The sequence below is a fragment of the Streptomyces sp. NPDC055400 genome (genome assembly GCF_053644375.1).
In genome coordinates, this window is record NZ_JBSHLM010000001.1 from 289,991 (window position 1) to 308,396 (window position 18,406).

Annotated in this window: 13 protein-coding genes; 5 read left to right on the forward strand and 8 right to left on the reverse strand. The window is 71.0% G+C overall.

All coding sequences use genetic code 11. The features are described from left to right. The first annotated feature begins 84 nt into the window (after positions 1–84). The gene (locus tag ACWIGU_RS01245; RefSeq protein WP_454397214.1) at positions 85–1,158 is read left to right on the forward strand and encodes a LacI family DNA-binding transcriptional regulator; all 1,074 of its coding nucleotides are present in this window, start codon (positions 85–87) and stop codon (positions 1,156–1,158) included. On the opposite strand, the gene ACWIGU_RS01250 is transcribed toward ACWIGU_RS01245, so the two are convergent. From ACWIGU_RS01250 to ACWIGU_RS01285, 8 genes are all read right to left on the reverse strand, one after another. Beyond that, positions 1,118–2,017, reverse strand: a complete 900-nt coding sequence (locus ACWIGU_RS01250; protein ID WP_454396178.1) for a LysR family transcriptional regulator — start codon at positions 2,015–2,017, stop codon at positions 1,118–1,120. The genes ACWIGU_RS01245 and ACWIGU_RS01250 overlap by 41 nt on opposite strands. Before the next feature lie 58 nt (positions 2,018–2,075). Next, positions 2,076–3,290, reverse strand: a complete 1,215-nt coding sequence (locus ACWIGU_RS01255; RefSeq protein WP_454396180.1) for a glycine C-acetyltransferase — start codon at positions 3,288–3,290, stop codon at positions 2,076–2,078. Between the two features lie 56 nt (positions 3,291–3,346). Continuing rightward, a complete protein-coding gene (gene tdh, locus ACWIGU_RS01260; RefSeq protein WP_454396182.1) occupies positions 3,347–4,375 on the reverse strand; it encodes an L-threonine 3-dehydrogenase in 1,029 nt (342 codons plus the stop codon). A gap of 217 nt (positions 4,376–4,592) precedes the next feature. Then, on the reverse strand, positions 4,593–6,818 hold the full coding sequence (locus ACWIGU_RS01265; RefSeq protein WP_454396184.1) for a right-handed parallel beta-helix repeat-containing protein: 2,226 nt from the start codon (positions 6,816–6,818) through the stop codon (positions 4,593–4,595). A gap of 8 nt (positions 6,819–6,826) precedes the next feature. Further along, a complete protein-coding gene (locus ACWIGU_RS01270; protein WP_454396186.1) occupies positions 6,827–8,269 on the reverse strand; it encodes a M1 family metallopeptidase in 1,443 nt (480 codons plus the stop codon). Then, a complete protein-coding gene (locus ACWIGU_RS01275) occupies positions 8,266–9,939 on the reverse strand; it encodes an extracellular solute-binding protein (RefSeq protein ID WP_454396188.1) in 1,674 nt (557 codons plus the stop codon). Before ACWIGU_RS01275 ends, ACWIGU_RS01270 begins: the two co-directional genes overlap by 4 nt. A 63-nt stretch (positions 9,940–10,002) precedes the next feature. Continuing rightward, a complete protein-coding gene (locus tag ACWIGU_RS01280) occupies positions 10,003–10,863 on the reverse strand; it encodes a carbohydrate ABC transporter permease (protein ID WP_454397216.1) in 861 nt (286 codons plus the stop codon). A 91-nt stretch (positions 10,864–10,954) separates the two neighbouring features. Further along, entirely contained in the window at positions 10,955–11,911 is a 957-nt protein-coding gene (locus tag ACWIGU_RS01285) for an ABC transporter permease (RefSeq protein ID WP_454396190.1), read from the reverse strand. A gap of 298 nt (positions 11,912–12,209) precedes the next feature. On the opposite strand from ACWIGU_RS01285, the gene ACWIGU_RS01290 reads away from it, so the two are divergent. The 4 genes from ACWIGU_RS01290 (at position 12,210) to ACWIGU_RS01305 (ending at position 18,343) form a co-directional block, all read left to right on the forward strand. Beyond that, positions 12,210–13,196: a hydroxyacid dehydrogenase gene (locus ACWIGU_RS01290; protein ID WP_454396192.1), complete on the forward strand. Its 987-nt coding sequence runs from the start codon at positions 12,210–12,212 to the stop codon at positions 13,194–13,196. Between the two features lie 95 nt (positions 13,197–13,291). Then, positions 13,292–14,386 carry a LacI family DNA-binding transcriptional regulator gene (locus ACWIGU_RS01295; RefSeq protein ID WP_454397218.1) on the forward strand — a complete coding sequence of 365 codons (1,095 nt, stop codon included), beginning with the start codon at positions 13,292–13,294 and terminating at the stop codon, positions 14,384–14,386. Between the two features lie 111 nt (positions 14,387–14,497). Next, complete coding sequence (locus tag ACWIGU_RS01300; RefSeq protein ID WP_454396194.1) at positions 14,498–15,886, forward strand: M60 family metallopeptidase; 1,389 nt, start codon at positions 14,498–14,500, stop codon at positions 15,884–15,886. 39 nt (positions 15,887–15,925) lie between these two features. Then, complete coding sequence (locus tag ACWIGU_RS01305) at positions 15,926–18,343, forward strand: polysaccharide lyase 8 family protein (RefSeq protein WP_454396196.1); 2,418 nt, start codon at positions 15,926–15,928, stop codon at positions 18,341–18,343. Positions 18,344–18,406: the final 63 nt, after the last annotated feature.

Consider the following 18,406-nt stretch of genomic DNA (forward strand, 5'->3'; position numbering starts at 1 on the left):
CCGAAGTTTCCTGCGACCGGTGCCGCGACCGGAATCCGAGGGGGCAGAGTGAGCGAACCGCACGGGCACCCGCGAGAACAGCACGTGACTCTCGACGCGGTGGCCCGCACGGCGGGGGTCTCCCCCGCGACGGCGTCCCGCGCCCTGAACGGAACCACCCGCGTCCGCGACGACCTGTTACGCCGGGTCCGCGCCGCGGCCGACGAACTCGGCTACATCCCGAACGCCCACGCGCAGGCCCTCGCCAGCGCCTCCAACAACACGGTCGGCGTCATCTGCCACGACGTGGGCGACCCGTACTTCGCCGCGATCGCCAGCGGCATCATGGCGCGGGCCGCCGAGCGCGGGCTCCTTGTGATGCTGTCCAGCACGTTCCGCGCGCCCGAGCGCGAGATCGCGTACATCTCCATGCTGCGGGCGCAGCGGGCCCGCGCGATTCTGCTCATCGGCTCCGGCTTCCAGGATCCCGCGTGGGAGCGTTCGCTGGAGTCCGAGATCGCTCCCTATCTGCGCGGCGGGGGCCGGGTCGCGGTCGTGAGCCGGCACCGCAGTCTGCGCGTCGACACCGTGCTGCCGGAGAACCGGGCGGGGGCGACGGCGCTCGCCCGCGCGCTGCTCGGCCTCGGGCACCGGGAGTTCGGGGTGCTGGCCGGGCCCGTGCGGCTGACGACCGTCGCGGACCGGCTGGCCGGATTCCGGCAGGGTCTCGCCGAGGCGGGGGTACGCCTTGCGGACGAGTGCGTGGTCGAGGGCGCCTTCACGCGCGACGGCGGATACGCGGCGGCGAGCGAACTGCTGCGCCGGGGCCCGCGGCCCACGTGCGTCTTCGCCGTCACGGATGTGATGGCCGTGGGGGCGCTCGCCGCGTTCCGCGAACACGGTCTGCGTGTCCCCGGGGACATCTCGCTTGCAGGCTTCGACGACATCCCACTGGTCCGCGAACTGACCCCGCCCCTCACGACGGTGGCCCTCCCCCTGACGGGCATGGGCCGCGCCGCCCTCGACCTCGCGCTGCGCGAACCGAGGGGGCCGCGCTCGCGGGTGGAGCGGATCGTGGGTGAGGTGCGGATACGGGCGAGCACGGGGTCCCGGGACGACCCGAAGGCCGCCGGCCCGGCTATTCGGCCGCTTCCCCCAGCGCTTCCAGGACCGGCCTGATCAGGGGGTGCTCCTCCGCTCCGCAGCGGACCGCCGCGAAGACCCTGCGGGTCGGCGCCACCCCGTCGACCGGGCGGACGACCGCGTCGGACAGGTCCATGCCGCGCAGTGCCGAGCGCGGGACCAGGGCGACGCCCGCGCCCGCCGAGGCGAGGGCGACGACGGCGCGGAAGTCGTCCGAGGAGTGTTCGACGCGCGGCTGGAAACCGGCGTGCTCACAGGCCAGGACCACCACGTCGTGGCACGGGTTGCCGGGGAACGGGCCGATCCAGGTGTCCTTGGCCAGCTCGGCGAGCGGCACCCGGTCGGACGCCGCGAGCCGGTGCGCGGCGGGAAGCACGGCGTCGAACGGCTCCGCGTACAGCGGTACGCGCGTGAGGCGGGCGTCGTCCGCGCCCGGTGCGCCCCGGTACTCGACGGCGACCGCCACGTCGACCTGCCGGTCGAGCACCATCGGCAGGCTCGCGTCGCCCTCGGCGTCCTGGACGCGGATCCGGATGCCGGGCGCCGTCCGGGCGAGGCGGGCCAGGGCCGGGCCGACGACCAGGCCGATCCCGGTGGCGAACGCGGCGACGGTGACCGTGCCGGCCGACCCCGAGCTGTACGCGGCGAGCTCGGCCTCCGCCCGCTCCAGCTGGGCGAGGACCGCGTTCGTGTGCGTGAGCAGGATCTCGCCCGCCGGGGTGAGCCGGACGCCTCTCGCGCCCCGCTCGACGAGCCGGTGGCCGGTCTCCTGCTCCAGGGCGGTCAGCTGCTGGGAGACCGCCGACGGGGTCAGATAGAGCGCGGCGGCAGCCGCCGTCACGGTGCGGTGGTCGGCCACCGCACGGAGGATGTGCAGCCGCCGCGCTTCGATCATGCGACCGATTCTCCCAAATGTGCCGCCGATGTCCGAACCAGGGGCCGGTGGCCCCAGGTCAGCTCGCGGCCCCGGCGGACTCCGCGTCGAGCTCCGCGCGCGCCGCTACGAAGGCGTCCACGGCCCGGTTCACGTCCTCGGTGGAGTGCGCCGCGGAGAGCTGGACGCGGATCCGGGCCTTGCCCTGCGGGACGACGGGGTACGAGAAGCCGATCACGTACACGCCACGCTCCAGGAGCAGCTCCGCCATGCGGCCCGCGACGGACGCGTCGCCGATCATGACGGGCGCGATGGCGTGGTCGCCGGGCAGGATGTCGAAGCCTTCCTGGCCCATGCGGGTGCGGAAGAGCGCGGTGTTCGCGGCGAGCCGCTCACGCAGCTCGCCCGCCGACTCCAGAAGGTCGAGGACCTTGAGGGAGGCGGCCGCGATCACCGGGGCGAGGCTGTTGGAGAAGAGGTACGGGCGCGAGCGCTGGCGCAGCAGCGCGACGATCTCGGCGCGGGCGGCGACGTAGCCGCCGGAGGCGCCGCCGAGCGCCTTGCCGAGGGTGCCGGTGATGATGTCGACGCGGTCCATGACGCCGTGCAGTTCGGGGGTGCCGCGGCCGCCGGGGCCGACGAAGCCGACGGCGTGCGAGTCGTCGACCATGACCATGGCGTCGTAGCGCTCGGCGAGGTCGCAGATCTCGTCGAGGGGGGCGACGTAGCCGTCCATCGAGAAGACGCCGTCGGTGACGATCAGCTTGCGGCGGGCGTCACCCGCGGCCTTGAGCTGGGTCTCCAGGTCAGCCATGTCGCGGTTGGCGTAGCGGAAGCGCTTCGCCTTCGACAGGCGGATGCCGTCGATGATCGAGGCGTGGTTCAGGGCGTCGGAGATGACGGCGTCCTCCTCGCCGAGGAGCGTCTCGAACACACCGCCGTTGGCGTCGAAGCAGGAGGAGTAGAGGATCGTGTCCTCCTGGCCGAGGAACGCGGACAGGCGCGCCTCGAGCTCCTTGTGGACCTCCTGGGTGCCGCAGATGAAGCGGACGGAGGCCATGCCGTAGCCCCAGCGGTCGAGCGCCTCGTGGCCGGCGGCGATGACCTCGGGGTGGTCGGCGAGGCCGAGGTAGTTGTTCGCGCAGAAGTTGAGGACCTCGCCGGGACGGCCGCCCGCGGTGACGGCGACCGTCGCGGACTGCGGGGTGCCGATGACGCGCTCGGGCTTGTGCAGGCCCGCGGCGGCGATCTCGTCGAGGGTGGCCTGCAGATCGTCGCGTACGGAGTCGAACATGGTGACTTCCTTTAAAGAAGAGGTCGGTCAGGAGGTCGGGGCTTGGCGGGCTGTGCTCAGACGGTCCAGTCGAGGATGACCTTGCCGCCGCGGCCGCTGGCCGCGTCGTCGAAGGCCGCCTCGAAGTCGCGGTGGCTGTAGCGGCCGGTGATCACGGGGGCGAGGTCGAGGCCGCCCTCCAGGAGGACCGACATCGCGTACCAGGTCTCGAACATCTCGCGGCCGTAGATGCCCTTGATCGTGATCATCGAGGTGACGATCCTGGACCAGTCGACGGCGAACTCTTCTGCGGGCAGGCCGAGCATGGCGATCTTGCCGCCGTGGGTCATGTTGGCGAGCATGTCGCGCATGGCGACGGGGTTGCCCGACATCTCCAGGCCGACGTCGAAGCCCTCGCGCAGGCCGAGGGAGCGCTGGCCCTCGGCGATGCTCGACTCGGCGACGTTCAGGGCGAGGCTGACGCCGATCTTGCGGGCCAGGTCGAGCCGCTCCTCGCTGACGTCGGTGACGACGACGTTGCGGGCGCCGGCGTGCCGGGCGACGGCGGCGGCCATCAGGCCGATGGGCCCGGCGCCGGTGATCAGGACGTCCTCGCCGACCAGCGGGAAGGACAGGGCGGTGTGCACGGCGTTGCCGAACGGGTCGAAGATCGCGGCCACGTCGAGGTCGACCGGCACGCGGTGGACCCACACGTTGGAGGCGGGCAGGGCGACGTACTCGGCGAACGCGCCGTCGCGTCCGACGCCGAGGCCGACCGTGGAGCGGCACAGGTGGCGCCGCCCGGCGAGGCAGTTGCGGCACTTGCCGCAGACGAGGTGGCCCTCGCCGCTGACGCGGTCGCCGACGGAGATGTCGGCGACGTCACGGCCGGTCTCGACGACCTCGCCGACGAACTCGTGGCCGACGATCAGCGGCGCGCTGATCGCCTGCTGCGCCCAGCCGTCCCAGTTGCGGATGTGGAGGTCGGTGCCGCAGATCCCGGTTCTGAGGACCTTGATCAGCACATCTCCGTGGCCGATGCCCGGCTCGGGCACGTCCGTCAGCCACAGTCCCGGCTCGGACTTCTCCTTGACCAGCGCCTTCAACGCACGGCTCCCGTCGTCGCACCCCGCGTCCCGGCATGCCGGGACCGGCCGCCGTGCGAGGGGAAGAGTGAAATGACAGCACGGGCGGGCGCCTTGGTGCGGCTGCGGCGCGCCCTGCTGCCGACGGGAGCAAATCTGCCGTACGGCGGCGCTCTTGGTCCATCGAGGATTTCTTAAGCGCCGCCGCAGGTTTCCTTCAGGCCTCCGCTCGTGGGGGCTACGGGTGGACCAGTACGTGGGCGAGTGCCACGCGTCCCGTTCCCGTGAGCTTGATCCGTACGTAGCGGGCCTCGGTGCCCTTGCCGGTGTCCAGGACGGTGGGCCGCAGGGCCTTGCCCGGGACGTGGAGGGTGGTGGCGTCGGCGAAGTCCGCGGTGCGGGCCAGCTGGACGTCGAAGCCGGTCGTGGTCATCGACGTGTTGTTCCAGACCTCGACCTGCGCGACGTCCTGTACGGAGCCGAGGTCGACCTGCCACCAGGCGCCCGGCTCGGACAGGGTGCGGGTGTCGGTGGAGGTGTCGCCGTCGGTCGCGGCGGCCGCGGTGGCGGTCCCGTCCGTGGAGGACTGCGAGGCGGTGCCGGTGCGGGCGAGGTCGGGGCGCAGCTGTTCGACGCGGCCGTGGCCCTGCGCGCCCGCCGCGGCGGCGACCTTCAGCGCGTCGGCGGGGAGCCGGTCGAGCTTGGTGTGGTTGTCGGTCATGGCGGAGCCGGTGCCGGCGAGTGCGGGTGCGTCGGTGTCGGTCCAGTTGCCGGTGGCGTGGTTGTCGATGCCGTAGTCGGCCCAGTTGGAGACCCACTTGTAGCCGAGGCGGGTGAGGACGTTGCCCTCGACGCGGATGTGGCTGGACTGTTCGTCGAGGTAGATGCCGTTGCCGTCGCGCTCGGTGTTGCCGAAGGCGCTGCGGTTGATGTAGTTGCCGGAGATGACGGTGCCGGGCTGGGCGCCCTGCGTGTAGACGGCGCCGCCGTCGTGCTGGTCGTGCTCGACGCGCATGACGTTCGTGATCCGGTTGTTCGTGATCCGGTTGTCGCGCAGGACGGACTTCCGCGCCTCGGGCTGGTTCCAGCCCCAGCCGACGGAGATGCCCGAGTAGGGCAGGTCGTCGAGGGTGTTGTGGTCGATGACGGTGGCGGCCTCGTAGCCGGCCCAGATGCCGACGGCGTCGGTGAACTCCACTCCGGTGCGACGGATGGTGTTGTACGCCACCGTGTTTCGCGCACCCACGAGTTCAGGCGCCGGCATGGGTTCCGTGTCCCCTATGTAGGCGGCTCCGGAGGACAGGTCGGTGAAGCGGGACCGGATGAGCTTCGAGTCCTGCGTACCGGCTTCGAACACCACTCCGGCGCCGCCGAGCCGGCTGAACTCCACCTGGTTCACGGTCACATTCCTGCCGCCGCGCACGGTGAGGGCGGCGGAGGGCTTGGTGTAGTAGCGGCCCGCGTGGTCGACGGGTCCGGTGGCGCCGGTGAGCACGAGTCCCGCCTGCATACCGGCGTAGCCCTCGTCGGTGGAGGGCTGGTGCCAGGCCGCGTACTGGAGCGCGAGGCCTTCGACGCGTACGTCGTGGGTGCCGTCGAGGACGAGGAGCCGCTCGGCGGCCGGGGTGACGGCCTTGGCGCGGCGCATGTCCTCGCCCTTGCGCGGCAGGTAGGTGAGGGTGCGGGCGTCCGAGTTCCAGACGAACTCGCCCGGCTGGTCCAGGAGTTCGGGGGCGTTCTCGAAGTAGGCGACCTTCGCGTAGCGCGACGAGTCGACCGTGGTGGAGTCCCAGGCCGGGCCCGTGCGGTCGGTGCCGGATGCGGAGTTGGTCCAGCAGGGCTGGGCGAACGTCATGACGTCGCCGGTGACCGAGTCGATGCGGCAGTGATAGTTGCGCCAGCGGACGCTGATGACGGCCTCGGCGTCGGTGGGGCGGGCCCAGGCAGCGATGCCGGTGGCCTTCGCGCCGGTCATGCCGGTCTTGGTGGCGTCGCACACGGAGGCGGCGCACGAGGCGCCGCGTGCGCGCACGGCCCGTACCCCGTCGACGAAGAGCTGGCGGGGCGTGACGCCGTCGGGGACGTGCGTGGTCCAGGTCCCGTCGGTGTTGCTGTCCCAGCCCTTCAGGGTCCTGCCGCCGGAGAGGACGGGGTGTGCGCCTCGCGCGGCGGTCCAGGTGACGGTGTGCCCGTCGCGCCCGGAGTCGGCCGCGCCGAGCTCCAGAGGTCTGCTCAACGCGTAGGTACCGTCGGCGAGTTCGACGCGTACGTCGCGTCCCTCGACGGTGCGGGCGATGTCGCGGGCGCCGTCCAGGGAACAGGGGCGTCCTTGCGTACAGGCGGTGCCGGAGCCGTCGGGGGCGGCGTGCAGGACGCGGGCGGACGGCTCGGCGTGCGCGGCGGGGGCGGTGGACAGCAGGGCGGCGGTCGCGGCGAACGCGACCGCGATGCGGGTGCCGTTCATGGTCGGCGTCAGCTCCAGTCGGGGTGGCCGGGCATGGGCGGGTTGTCCTTGCTGAACAGCCAGTCCTCCAGGAAGGGCCGCAGCGACGGGTCGTGCGTGACCCGTACCGCGTTGTCGATGAAGTCCTGGGAGTCGGCGTTGGCGTGCCGGTGCTTCGTGAGCCAGGACTTCATGATCGCGTCGTACTCGTCCTGGCCCACCTGCTGGTTGAGGGCGTACAGCACGACGGCGGCCCCGTCGTAGATGTTGAACCCGCCCAGCGCGGTGGGCAGTCCGGGCGGCCCGTCGGTCTTGCGTACGGCGTCGAGCTTCCCGTACGCCGTCTTCATCTTGTCCTCCATGGAGGCGGTGCCCTGCTGGTCGGCCCAGAGAGCCGCGTAGTACACGGCGGGCCCCTCGTTCAGCCAGGCGCTCTGCCAGGTGGTGGGCGTGACGGAGTCGCCGAACCACTGGTGCGTCATCTCGTGGACCATGACGTTCGTGTACGTCGTCGACGTGGACGCGTTCTTGAACCAGCCCGGCCCGAACAGTGACAGGGTTTGGTTTTCCAACGCGTCGCTGTAGCCGTCGCGGACGATCTGCATGCCATAGGTGTCGAACGGGAAGCGCACGCCGAGGGTCTTCTCCAGCCACGCGATCTGACCGCCGGTCTGTTCGACGATCGGCCGGTACGTGGCGATCTGGTCGTCGGGGACGTAGTGGCGCAGCTTCACACCGTGCGGGCCCTCACCGGTCAGGAGGGTCTGCTTCTCCACGGAGATGCCGAGGAGTTCGGACGCCATGGGGGTGTTGAGGCGGAAGTCGGAGGTGGTCTTCCCCTCCCCCGCCGGGCGGGTGCCGGTCGCGGTGCCGTTGGCGCCGGGCGTCCAGCCGTCGGGGGCCGTGAGGTGAAACGTCCAGGTCGCCTTGTCCCTCGTGGTGTCGTTGACGGGGGTGAAGGTGTCGGCGCGGGACGACTGCGCGGCGGAGACGAATCCGCCGTCGCTCATGTAACGCCAGCCGGGGGCTCCGATCGGCTTGGTCTTGCCGTTGCCGTGGTAGGTGACGGCGACCTCGAAGGGCGTGTTGTCGTGCAGGCCGCCGGCCGGGGTGACCGTCAGTTCCTGGCCGCTCTTGCCGGGCGAGACGGCGAAGGCCGCGTCCTCGCCGTTCACCGACACCTTCTCGATGGCGAGCGAGTCGATGTCGAGGTTGAAGGAGGACAGGTCCTGGGTGGCCTTCGCGCTGATCTTCATGGTGCCGGTGAAGTCGTACGTCACGGGCGTGAAGTCGAAGGACAGGTCGTAGTGGCGTACGTCGTAGCCGCCGTTGCCGAGCGTCGGGAAGAGCGGGTCACCGACGCCGTCCGCGCCGGGCTTCGGGTCGAACGGGTCGGCCTGCGCGGGCGCGGCCAGGGCGACGACCGTCAGGGCGGCGGCGGTGGCGATGGCGGCGCGTACGGTACGGGTCACTTGCCGGTTCCCTTCTGGGCGGCTTCCTCGAATTCGGAACGGCACTGCTCCCCGCCCTTGGCGAGGTAGTCCTTGACCAGGGCGTCGTAGTCCTTCATGGACTTGCGGCCGGAGATGATGTCCTTGAGCCCGTCCCCCTTGAGGGTGCCGAGGCTGCCGTAGCCCTTCGAGTCCCAGGTCGGGGACGTGTAGTCCAGGAATTCGGACTTCACAAGCTTCGGAACGAGCTGGGTGTACGCCTCGTGCGCGTGCGTCACCGCGTCCTTCGACGTCGGCGAGAAGAGGGCCGGGATGCCGGAGGCGAGCTTGCCCCAGGGGACGCCGATGTCCTGGCTTCCGGCAGGAGTGAGCACCGGAATGCCCTTGGCGTCGCGCTTGAAGTCGGTGCCCTCCACCCCGAAGTTGATCAGGGTGTACTCCTCGGTACCGAAGGGCGCCGCGATGAAGTCGAGGAGTCGCAGGATCTGCTCGACGCGCGCCTTAGGGGCCTTCTTCACGAAGGACTCGCTGAGGGTCGCGTTGTCGGTCCAGGTGACCGCCTTCGACCCGACCGGCACGAAGGGCCGCACGTCGTAGCTCTTGTCGATGGCGGCCATCGCGTCGACGTAACCGCTGGAGGGCTGAAGGTAGGCGGGCATGCCGTCGTAGACGTACGCGCCCTTGCCGTTCTTGAAGAGGTCCGTGTACTGGGCCTTCTGCGCGCCGGTCATGGCGAGGGTGCCGGGGTAGTAGCAGCCCGCCTTGTAGAGCTTGGCCGCCATCTCCACGGCGGAGCGGTACTCATCGGTCTCGAGGTCGGCGGTGAACTTGCCGGTCTTCTCGTCCATGGACCAGAAGTAGGGCGCGCCTGCCGACATGGCGAGCATGCTGGTGGCGCCCGCGATGATCGCGTACTGCTTCTTCTTCGGCTGCGTCAGCTCCTTGCAGACCTCGAAGAAGCGGTCCAGGTCCGTGATCTGGTCGAGGCTGTCGACCCCGACCGTCTTGAACAGGTCGTGCCGGTAGAAGCCGGCGCCCGAGGTGCCGTAACGGGTGACCGGGACGCCGTAGAGCTTGTCTCCGTAGAGGGCCTGCTGCCACGCGCTCGCCGGGATCGCCGCGAGGTTCGGGTACGCCTTGACCTTGTCGCCGGAGAGGAACGGCGTGAGGTCGGCGCACTCGGCGGCGAGGAAGGCCGCCTTGTGGTCGACGCCGCCGGACTCCGGGTACATGAAGACATCGGCGAGTTCGCCGCCCGCGACCATCGTCGAGAACTTCGCCGGGTAGTCGTCGGCGGCCACGGCGGTGATGTCGACCGTGCCGCCGAGCCGCTTCTCGATCGCCTGCCAGGCGGCGTTCCTGCCGCGGGCCGGGGCGGGCGGCGCGTAGGTCTCGGTGAACGCCTTGACGGTCTTGGCGCCCTTGAGGGGAGCGCCCTGGACGGAGCGTGCCGGGTTCTTCGGGTAGCTGTAGAAGGCGTTGGGCACACCGGCGGCCGTGCCGGGGAGGTCGGCCGTGACGGTGTTGGCCGTGACGGTGGACGGCAGCACCTTGCGGCTCTTCGCGGCGGACTTCTCGGCGGCGCCGCCGTCACCGCAAGCGGTCAGCAGCGGGGCCGCGGCGAGTCCGAGGCCCAGGCCGAGGGATGTCCTCAGCAGGGTTCTGCGATTGATGGGGGTGGAGCGCGGCACGGTGAACTCCTCGGTGACGGAGGGGACATGGGCGCGGGGGGTGTGAATGCGGACTGTGCGGCGTCAGCCCTTGATGGCGCCGGTGAGGACGCCCTTGGTGAAGTAGCGCTGGAGGAAGGGGTAGACGCACAGGATCGGCACGACGGCGATCACCAGGACGGCCATCTGCACGGCCTGCTGGGGCGCGAGGGCCTCACCGGCCGAGGCGCCTTCGAGGGACTGGCCCTGGAGGACGAAGGTGCGCAGGACCATGGAAAGCGGCCACTTGTCGTTGTCGCTCAGGTAGAGCATCGCGTTGAAGAAGGCGTTCCAGTACGTCACCGCGTAGAACAGGCTGATCACGGCGATGACGGCCTTCGACAGCGGCAGCACGATGCGCACCAGGGTGCGCAGGTCGCCCGCGCCGTCCACCTTCGCGGCGTCGTACAGCTCCTCGGGCAGGTTCATGAAGAAGGAGCGCAGGACGACCAGGTTGAACGCGCTGACCATGGTGGGCAGCACGAGTGAGGCCAGGGTGTTGTACAGGCCGAGTTCCTTGATCGTGAGGAACTTGGGGATGATGCCCGGGTCGAAGAGCATCGTGAAGAGGGCCGTCATGAGGATGAAGCGGGATCCGGTGACCTCGCGGCGCGAGAGGCCGTACGCCATCCCGATGGTGACGAGGACGCTGGTCGCGGTGCCCACGAGGGTCACGCCGACGGAGATGAGCAGCGCGTGCGTGACGACCCCGCCGCTGAAGACCGTGCGGTACGCCTCCGGCGTCGGGTGGTCGGGCCACAGGACCAGGCCGGGGCTGCGGATGATGTCGGACTGCGAGGCGAAGCTCGTGCCGATCACGCCGAGCAGCGGGTAGGCGACGGCCGCGACCACCAGGACCAGCGCAAGCCCTTTGAGGAACAGGCCGGTTCGGGTGGGCTTCTCCATCCAGGGCGGGCGGCCGTCGGTCACCCTGATGCCGGTTTCGGCCGGGGCGGCCGGCTTGCGTGTGCGGCGGCCGGCGGCCGCCGTCTGCGTCTCAGCGGTCAGCACCGCGGTACACCCCTTCGTGGCCGAGCCGGTGGGCGAACTTGTTGGCGCCGAGTACGAGGACGGTGCCGATGACCGCCTTGACCAGTCCCACGGCCGCCGACGTGCCCCAGTCGTTGTTCTTGATCCCGTGGAAGTACACGTAGGTGTCGAGGACTTCACCGGCGGCGGGGCCGACCGCGTCGCGCTGGAGCAGGATCTGCTCGAAGCCGACGGAGAGGATCTGCCCCAGGTTGAGGATCAGGAGCAGGATGATCACCGGGGAGATGCCGGGCAGCGTGACGTGCCACAGGCGCCGGGCCCGCCCCGCCCCGTCGATCGCCGAGGCCTCGTACAGGCCCCGGTCGATGTTGAGCAGCGCGGCGAGCATGATGATCGTGCCCCAGCCCGCGTCCTTCCAGGCCACCTGGAGGGTGAGCAGCCAGGGGAAGGCGGCCGGATCGGTCGTCATGTCGTAACGCGGCAGGCCGAGTTGGGCGAGCAGGTCGGGCAGGACGCCGGCACCGCCGAGGATCTGCTGGAAGATCGAGACGATGATGACCCAGCCGATGAAGTGCGGCAGATAGACGACGCTCTGCACGAACCGGCGGACCTTGTCGCTGACGATGCTGTTGAGCAGCAGCGCGAGGGCGATGGGGACCGGGAAGAAGAACACCAGCTGGACGAGCGCGATCTTCAGCGTGTTGCCGGTCGCCGACCAGAACGCCGGGTCGGCGAAGGCGGACGTGAAGTTCGAGACGCCCGACCAGGCACTGTGCATGTAGCCCAGGTAGGGCTGGTAGTCCTGGAACGCCACCACGTAGCCGAGGAGCGGCACGTAGTGGAACACGAAGAAATAGAGCAGGCCCGGCAAGGTCAGCAGCAGCATGACCTTGTCCCGCTTGAGCCGCTGCCCCAGCGAGAGGCGATGAACGGCCTGCGGCGGGGAGGGCGTTGTATCAGCCATGGGGCGGCAAGTTAGTAATCGGTTACCCCTCGCGTCAATAGGTCCGGGTAACACCTGGGGCAATCGCGTTTTTCAGCTGCCGATCCCTGACGGGCATTTGGCGCTATCTCATGGAATGGCGGGTGTGGGTCAGGGTCGGCATGCTTGACGCTCCCCCCTCGTGATCCCTAGCGTGCGGTGACTTCATAGAACACGTTTACTGTCCGGAGGCAGGGTGCGTACCACTGACGAGTCGCCGGCCCAGGCCGACTCCGCCGGCTCCACACGGCCCCCACGCAGACCCCGTACCGTCCTGGCCATGGACGCGAGGCTGCTCGACGACGTCTTTCCGCCCGCTGTACGGCTCCGGCTCGAGGAGTCCGCGGACATCCGGCCACCGCAGGTGGTGGGCGAGTTCGCGAGTCCCGAGGCCGTGGCCGCCCTCGCCGAGTGCGAGGTCCTGCTGACCGGCTGGGGCTGCCCGCCCATCGACACGGACGTGCTCGACCGGGCGCCTCGGCTGCGCGCGGTGATCCACTCGGCGGGCACGGTCAAGACGTTCCTGACCCCCGAGGCGTACGGGCGCGGCATCGCGGTGTCGTCCGCAGCGGCCGCCAATGCCGTACCCGTCGCGGAGTTCACCCTCGCGGCGGTCATCATGGGCGCCAAGCGGGCCTTCCCGCTGGCCCACCTCTTCCGCTCCCGCCGCTCCCACCGCACGGCGGCCGACCTCGACCGCCACCACTGGCTCGGCACCCACGGCATCACCGTCGGCGTGGTCGGCGCGTCACGCACCGGCCGCAGGGTCATCCAGCTGCTGCGCTCCATCGACGCCGACATACTGCTCCACGACCCGTACGTGAGCGCCGCCGAGGCGGAGCTGCTCGGCGTCACCCGCACCGACCTCGACACCCTCGTCGCCACCAGCGACGTCGTGACCCTGCACGCGCCGTCCACCCCCCTGACGCACCACCTGCTCGACGAGCGGCGCATCGCGCTGATGCGCCCCGGCGCCCTGCTGATCAACACCGCGCGCGGCCCTCTCGTCGACACCGAGGCCCTGACCGCACACCTGGTCAGCGGCCGGATCGACGCCGTGCTCGACGTCACGGACCCCGAACCGCTGCCCGCCGACCACCCCCTGTGGGACCTGCCCAACGTCTTCATCACCCCGCACCTGGCGGGGGCGCAGGGCAATGAGGTGGGACGGCTCGGCGCCCTCGCGGTCGACGAACTCGCCCGCTACGCGCGCGGGGTGCCGCTCAACCATCCGGTGCTCCTGGAGGAACTGGAGCGGATCGCGTGAGCGCGGGGTCCGCCGACGCCATAGGCTCTGAGCACGGCAGGGTCCCGCGACCCGGCGCGCAGACCGACGACCAGGATGACCAGGGGGAGGACCCGATGCCCCGGCAGGGCCCGACGGCGAACGGACGGCGCGCGACCGTCGTGGACGTGGCACGTCTCGCGGGCGTGTCGACCGCGACCGTGTCCCGCGTGATGAACCGCAACTACCCGGTCGCGGCCGCCACCCGCGAGCGCGTCGAGGAGGCCATGCGCGAGCTGGGTTATGTGGTCAACGCCCATGCCCGCGCCCTGGCCGGTGTCTCGGGACGCACGGTCGGGATCATCATCAGCGACGTGGTCGACCCCTTCTACGCGTACATCGCGCGCGGAGTGGAACGCGAGGCGACGGCCGGCGGCCGGCTCTGCCTGGTCTGCAGCACCCAGGGCGACCCGCAGCGCGAGCTGGCCTTCATCGAGCTGATGCACGAGCGCCGCGCCGACGCGGTGATCCTCGTCGGCGGCAGCGTCGCCGACCGGGGCTACCGCACGGAACTCGCCCGCCGCGCCCGCGAACTGGACGCCGGCGGGTCGAAGCTCGTGCTGTGCGGCCGGCCCTCGCTCGGCAAGGACGCACCCACGGTCGGGGTGGAGTACGACAACGAGGGCGGCGCCTTCGCGATCACCGACCACCTCCTGAGCGAGGGCCACGAGCGGATCCTGTACCTGGGCGGGCCGCCGGGGCTCTCCACCACCAAGGAACGGATCGCCGGGCACCGTCGAGCCCTGGAGCAGCGCGGGCGTCCGCGCGACCCGGCGCTCGTGCAGCCCGGGGCGTTCAGCCGCCAGTTCGGCCACCACCGGATGGCGGAACTACTGCGCGACGGACCGGAGTTCACAGCCGTCTTCGCGGCCAACGACATCGTGGCGGCGGGCGCGGCCCAGGCCCTGGAGGAGGCCGGGATGCGGGTGCCGCACGACGTCTCCCTGGTCGGCTACGACGACGTGCCCGTGGCCCAGGAGCTGCGGCCACGCCTCACCACCGTGCACATCCCGCTCGAGGAGATGGGCCGGCAAGCTGTCCGCGTCGCCCTCTCCGGCGGGGACGAGGACGACTGGCGCGCCCCGACGACAGGCACGCTGCGTCTGGGTACGCACCTGGTCGTACGGGGCTCTGTAGCGCCGCCGCGCCGCAGCAGGACGGGAAAGTCGTAGTAACAGGCAGAAACATGACCAGACCTCTTGCGGCGGCATAGCAAACGCTTACATGCTGGCGCGCAGCCCGCTCAACACTCCGATGTTGTTGATCCCCATGGGAGTCTCTGGATGCGCCCTGCCCGTATGCCCCTCGCCGCCTCGGCCGACGCCGTCGCCCCCGCCACTGCCACCGCCGCCCCCGCCTCGGCCTTCTCCCGTCGTGCGGTGCTCGCGACGCTGGCCGGCGCGGGAGCCACCGCCCTGCTCGGGACCGGCACCGGCACCGCGCACGCCGAGAGTGGCGTTACCGTCGAGCTCACCGCCCGTCCCTCCGCCGAGGCCGAGCGCCTCAGACTCGGACAGGCCCTGCGCGCCACCGAGTTCCAGCCGACGGGACAGTACATCCCGGCCGGGACCGCGCTGCGCTTCGACGTCCTGCCCTACGACGACGTGGTGCCCACACTCTGGATCGGGCAGTGGGACTACTACGGCACGGTGAAGGAGCCTCGCAGCTATCCGCTGAAGCCCGGCGCCAACAGTGTCACCGACCCGCACGGCGGCCCCGTCTACTTCTCCCTCGAAGGCTCAGGCGAGCGCGCCTCCGTGAAGTTCAAGTCGGGGGCCACCGCGATGCCCGTCTTCGAACTCGGCCGTACCTCCGAGGCCGACTACCAGCGGCAGTTGGACACCCTCACCGCCGTACCGGTGGTCGAGCTGCACGCGCCGCGCACCATCATGACGCTGACGCGCGACGGCGCTCTCCTGTACCGCGACCAGGACCACGCGGCCCTGCTCCGGCTCGTCGAGCAGATCATCGACGCCGAGTCCGACATCAGCGGGCTCGACGGCTCGAAGCCGGTGCACCGGCCCAAGGCGGGCGGGTACCACTTCACCGAGGTGTCAGTCGTCCCGTCCGGGGTCGGCGCCTTCGCCACGCACGGCTACAACGGCTTCCCGCGCGCGTATCTCGACCGCGCGACCACCGTCGACCTGCTGCGCACCCGTGGCTGGGGGCTGTACCACGAACTCGGCCACCTGCACCAGCAGATGGCGTACAAGCCGACGGGTCTGACCGAGGTCACGGTGAACATCTACTCTCTCGCCGTGCAGCGGGCGCTTGGCCAGCCGTCCAATCTCCTGACCGTCGACCCGAAGACCGGCCTCAACCCCTTCCAGTCCGCGCGCGCCAAGTTCGGCACGGACGGGCTGACTTACGAGAAGTCCTTCGGCAGCTACGAGAAGCTCGTGCCGCTGCGTCAGCTGGAGCTGGCCTTCGGTGACGACTTCTGGCCGCGCATGCACCGGCTCGTGCGCGAGGAGAACCCGCAGTCCGACTACACGGAGACCGCCAAGAGGTACCGCGCCCTGGCCACTTACGCCAGCCGTGTCTCGGGCCGCGACCTCACGGACTTCTTCAGCCGCGACTGGGCCTTCCCCATCGACGCCACGGGTCTGGCCGAGATCGCCGCGCTCCAGCTGCCGAAGCCGACCGTCGAACCAGCCACGCTGACCGACTGACTTGACTGACCTGGCTGACCCGGAGGGGACCCACCGATCATGGAACTCACTCGCAGACAGACCCTGGCCCTCGCGGGCGCGACCGCCGCGACGGCGCTCCCTCTGACGGCGGGCGTCGCGGCGGCGGCGGACGCCCCTGCCGCCGACGCCTTCGACGTACTGCTGGCGCGCGCCGAGGAGCAGCTCATCGGCGGCGCGTTCGACACCGCTGACCCGGACTTCGCCGCCGCCGTCAAAGCCCTCGACACACAGGCGTCCGCCTGGTGGAAGGACCTCGACCGGAGCGCGGGCAGGACGGCGCTGTGGGCCGACCTCTCCCCCGCGTCGGCCCCCGGGAACTTCGGGCAGAGCTATACCCGGCTGCGCACGCTTGCCACTGCCTGGGCCACCCCCGGCACCTCGCTGACCGGCAGCGCCGACGTCGCCGACACCCTCGTCGCGGCGCTGAGCTTCCTGGGCGCCACCGGCTATGACCCGGCCCGCGGCGAGTCCGGAAACTGGTGGTTCTGGGAGATCGGCGCGCCCCGGGCCCTGATGGACACCTGCGTACTCCTGCGGTCGAAGCTGCCGGCCGCGGACCTGGCCAAGTACATCGCGACCGTCGCGAAGTTCTGCCCGAACCCCGACCGCCGCACCAACTCCCCCTCCCTGTCCGAGACCGGCGCGAACCGCGCCGACAAGGCCGTCATCGTGGCCCTGCGCGGGCTGCTCGCCCGGGACGCGGCCACGGTCGCGCTGGCCCGCGACGGCCTCTCGGACGTCCGGGACAACGGGCGCCGCAGCCTCTTCACCTACGTCACCTCGGGCGACGGCTTCTACGAGGACGGGTCGTTCGTCCAGCACGACAGCGTCGCCTACACGGGGACGTACGGCAGTGTGCTGCTCGGCAGCGCGGGGCAGCTGATCGCGCTGCTCGCCGGGTCGGACTGGGCCGTGAACGACCCGAAGGTGTCGGTGCTGTACGAGGCGGTGGAGCGCTCTTTCTCGCCCGTCGTGTTCGACGGGCTGATGATGGACGCGCTGCGCGGGCGGGCGATCTCGCGCGAGCGGGCCCGCGACTACAACGACGGTGCCGTGACGCTCACTTACATCCTCCAGCTCGCCGCGGGCGCCCCGGCCCCGTACGCCGAGCGCTGGCGCGGGCTCGCCAAGGGGTGGATCAGCCGCAACAAGGCCGATCCGTACACGGGCCTCGTCGGCATCCCCGCCCTGGCCCGCGCGAAGGCTGTCCTCGACGACAACGCGATCCCGGCGACGGAGCGTCTCACCGGGCACTTCTCGTTCGCCGACATGGACCGCGTGGTGCATCGGCGCCCAGGATGGGCGCTCGCCCTGTCGCTCTCCTCGAAGCGCATCGCGGCGTACGAGGCGGGCAACGGCGAGAACCTGCACGGCTGGTACACCGGCGACGGCATGACGTACCTGTACGACGGTGACGACCTCGGCCAGTTCGGCGACGCGTTCTGGCCGACCGTCGACCCGTACCGGCTGCCGGGCACGACGGTGGACACGCGCGCGCGTGCGGACCTCGGCACGGGCGCCGGCACCGGCACGTACCGCCCGAAGAACGCCGTGGCGGGCGGCGCCGTCCTCCATGACCAGTACGGCGCGGCTGCGATGGAACTCATCGCCGACGGCAGCACGTTGAAGGCGCGGAAGGCGTGGTTCTGCCTGGACAACGCGGTCGTCGCGCTCGGCTCGGGCATCACCGCGAGCGACGGCCGCACGGTCGAGACCGTCGTCGAGAACCGCAATCTCCGCACCGGCGGGGCGCAGCGCCTCCTGGTGGACGGGCTGCGGCAGCCCGGCGAGCAGGGCTGGTCCGCCTCGCTGTCCGGCGCCGGCTGGGCGCACCTGGAGGGCACCGGCGGCTACGTCTTTCCCGACCATCCGGGAAGCGCGCCCGGTGGCGCCCCGCTGCGCGCGCTGCGCGAGGAACGCACCGGCACGTGGGGCGCCCTCAACTCCGGCGCGGACACCGGCGGCGACGCCGACCCGGTCACCCGCCGCTACGTCACCCTGTGGTTCGACCATGGCTCCTCCCCCGCCGACTCCTCGTACGCCTATGTGCTCCTGCCGGGTGCGAGCGCCGCGGCGACCGGGGCGTGGGCCAAGTCCCGGCCCGTGCGGATCGTGGCCAACGACTCCACGGTGCAGGCCGTCGAGGCGCGCCGCCCCGGGCTCCTGGCCGCGCACTTCTGGGGTCCCGGCAGCGCCGCCGGACTCACGTCGTCCGGTCCGGCCACCGTCCTGGTGCGGCGGCACGGCGACGGCATCGCGGTCGCCGTGGCCGACCCCGGCCGCACCGGGACGACGCTTTCGGTCGAACTCCCCTTCCCCGTACGCAAGATGACGCGCGCCGACGACACGATCACGCTCACACCGGGCCGCCGCCCCGTTCTCACGGTCGATGTCGCGGGTTCACGCGGACACAGCCATACGGCCGAGCTGGCATGAGTACCTGTCCGACGGTTCCGACCGTCGACGTGCGCCCCAGGCGCGCACAGGGTCACCCCGGCC

Coding starts and splice junctions, on each gene's coding strand:
- ACWIGU_RS01250 (WP_454396178.1), bottom strand. CDS start 2,017: ATGATCGAAGCGCGGCGGCTGCACATCCTCCGTGCGGTGGCCGACCAC.
- ACWIGU_RS01255 (WP_454396180.1), bottom strand. CDS start 3,290: ATGTTCGACTCCGTACGCGACGATCTGCAGGCCACCCTCGACGAGATC.
- ACWIGU_RS01265 (WP_454396184.1), bottom strand. CDS start 6,818: ATGAACGGCACCCGCATCGCGGTCGCGTTCGCCGCGACCGCCGCCCTG.
- ACWIGU_RS01280 (WP_454397216.1), bottom strand. CDS start 10,863: ATGGAGAAGCCCACCCGAACCGGCCTGTTCCTCAAAGGGCTTGCGCTG.
- ACWIGU_RS01285 (WP_454396190.1), bottom strand. CDS start 11,911: ATGGCTGATACAACGCCCTCCCCGCCGCAGGCCGTTCATCGCCTCTCG.
- ACWIGU_RS01290 (WP_454396192.1), top strand. CDS start 12,210: ATGGACGCGAGGCTGCTCGACGACGTCTTTCCGCCCGCTGTACGGCTC.
- ACWIGU_RS01295 (WP_454397218.1), top strand. CDS start 13,292: ATGCCCCGGCAGGGCCCGACGGCGAACGGACGGCGCGCGACCGTCGTG.
- ACWIGU_RS01300 (WP_454396194.1), top strand. CDS start 14,498: ATGCGCCCTGCCCGTATGCCCCTCGCCGCCTCGGCCGACGCCGTCGCC.
- ACWIGU_RS01305 (WP_454396196.1), top strand. CDS start 15,926: ATGGAACTCACTCGCAGACAGACCCTGGCCCTCGCGGGCGCGACCGCC.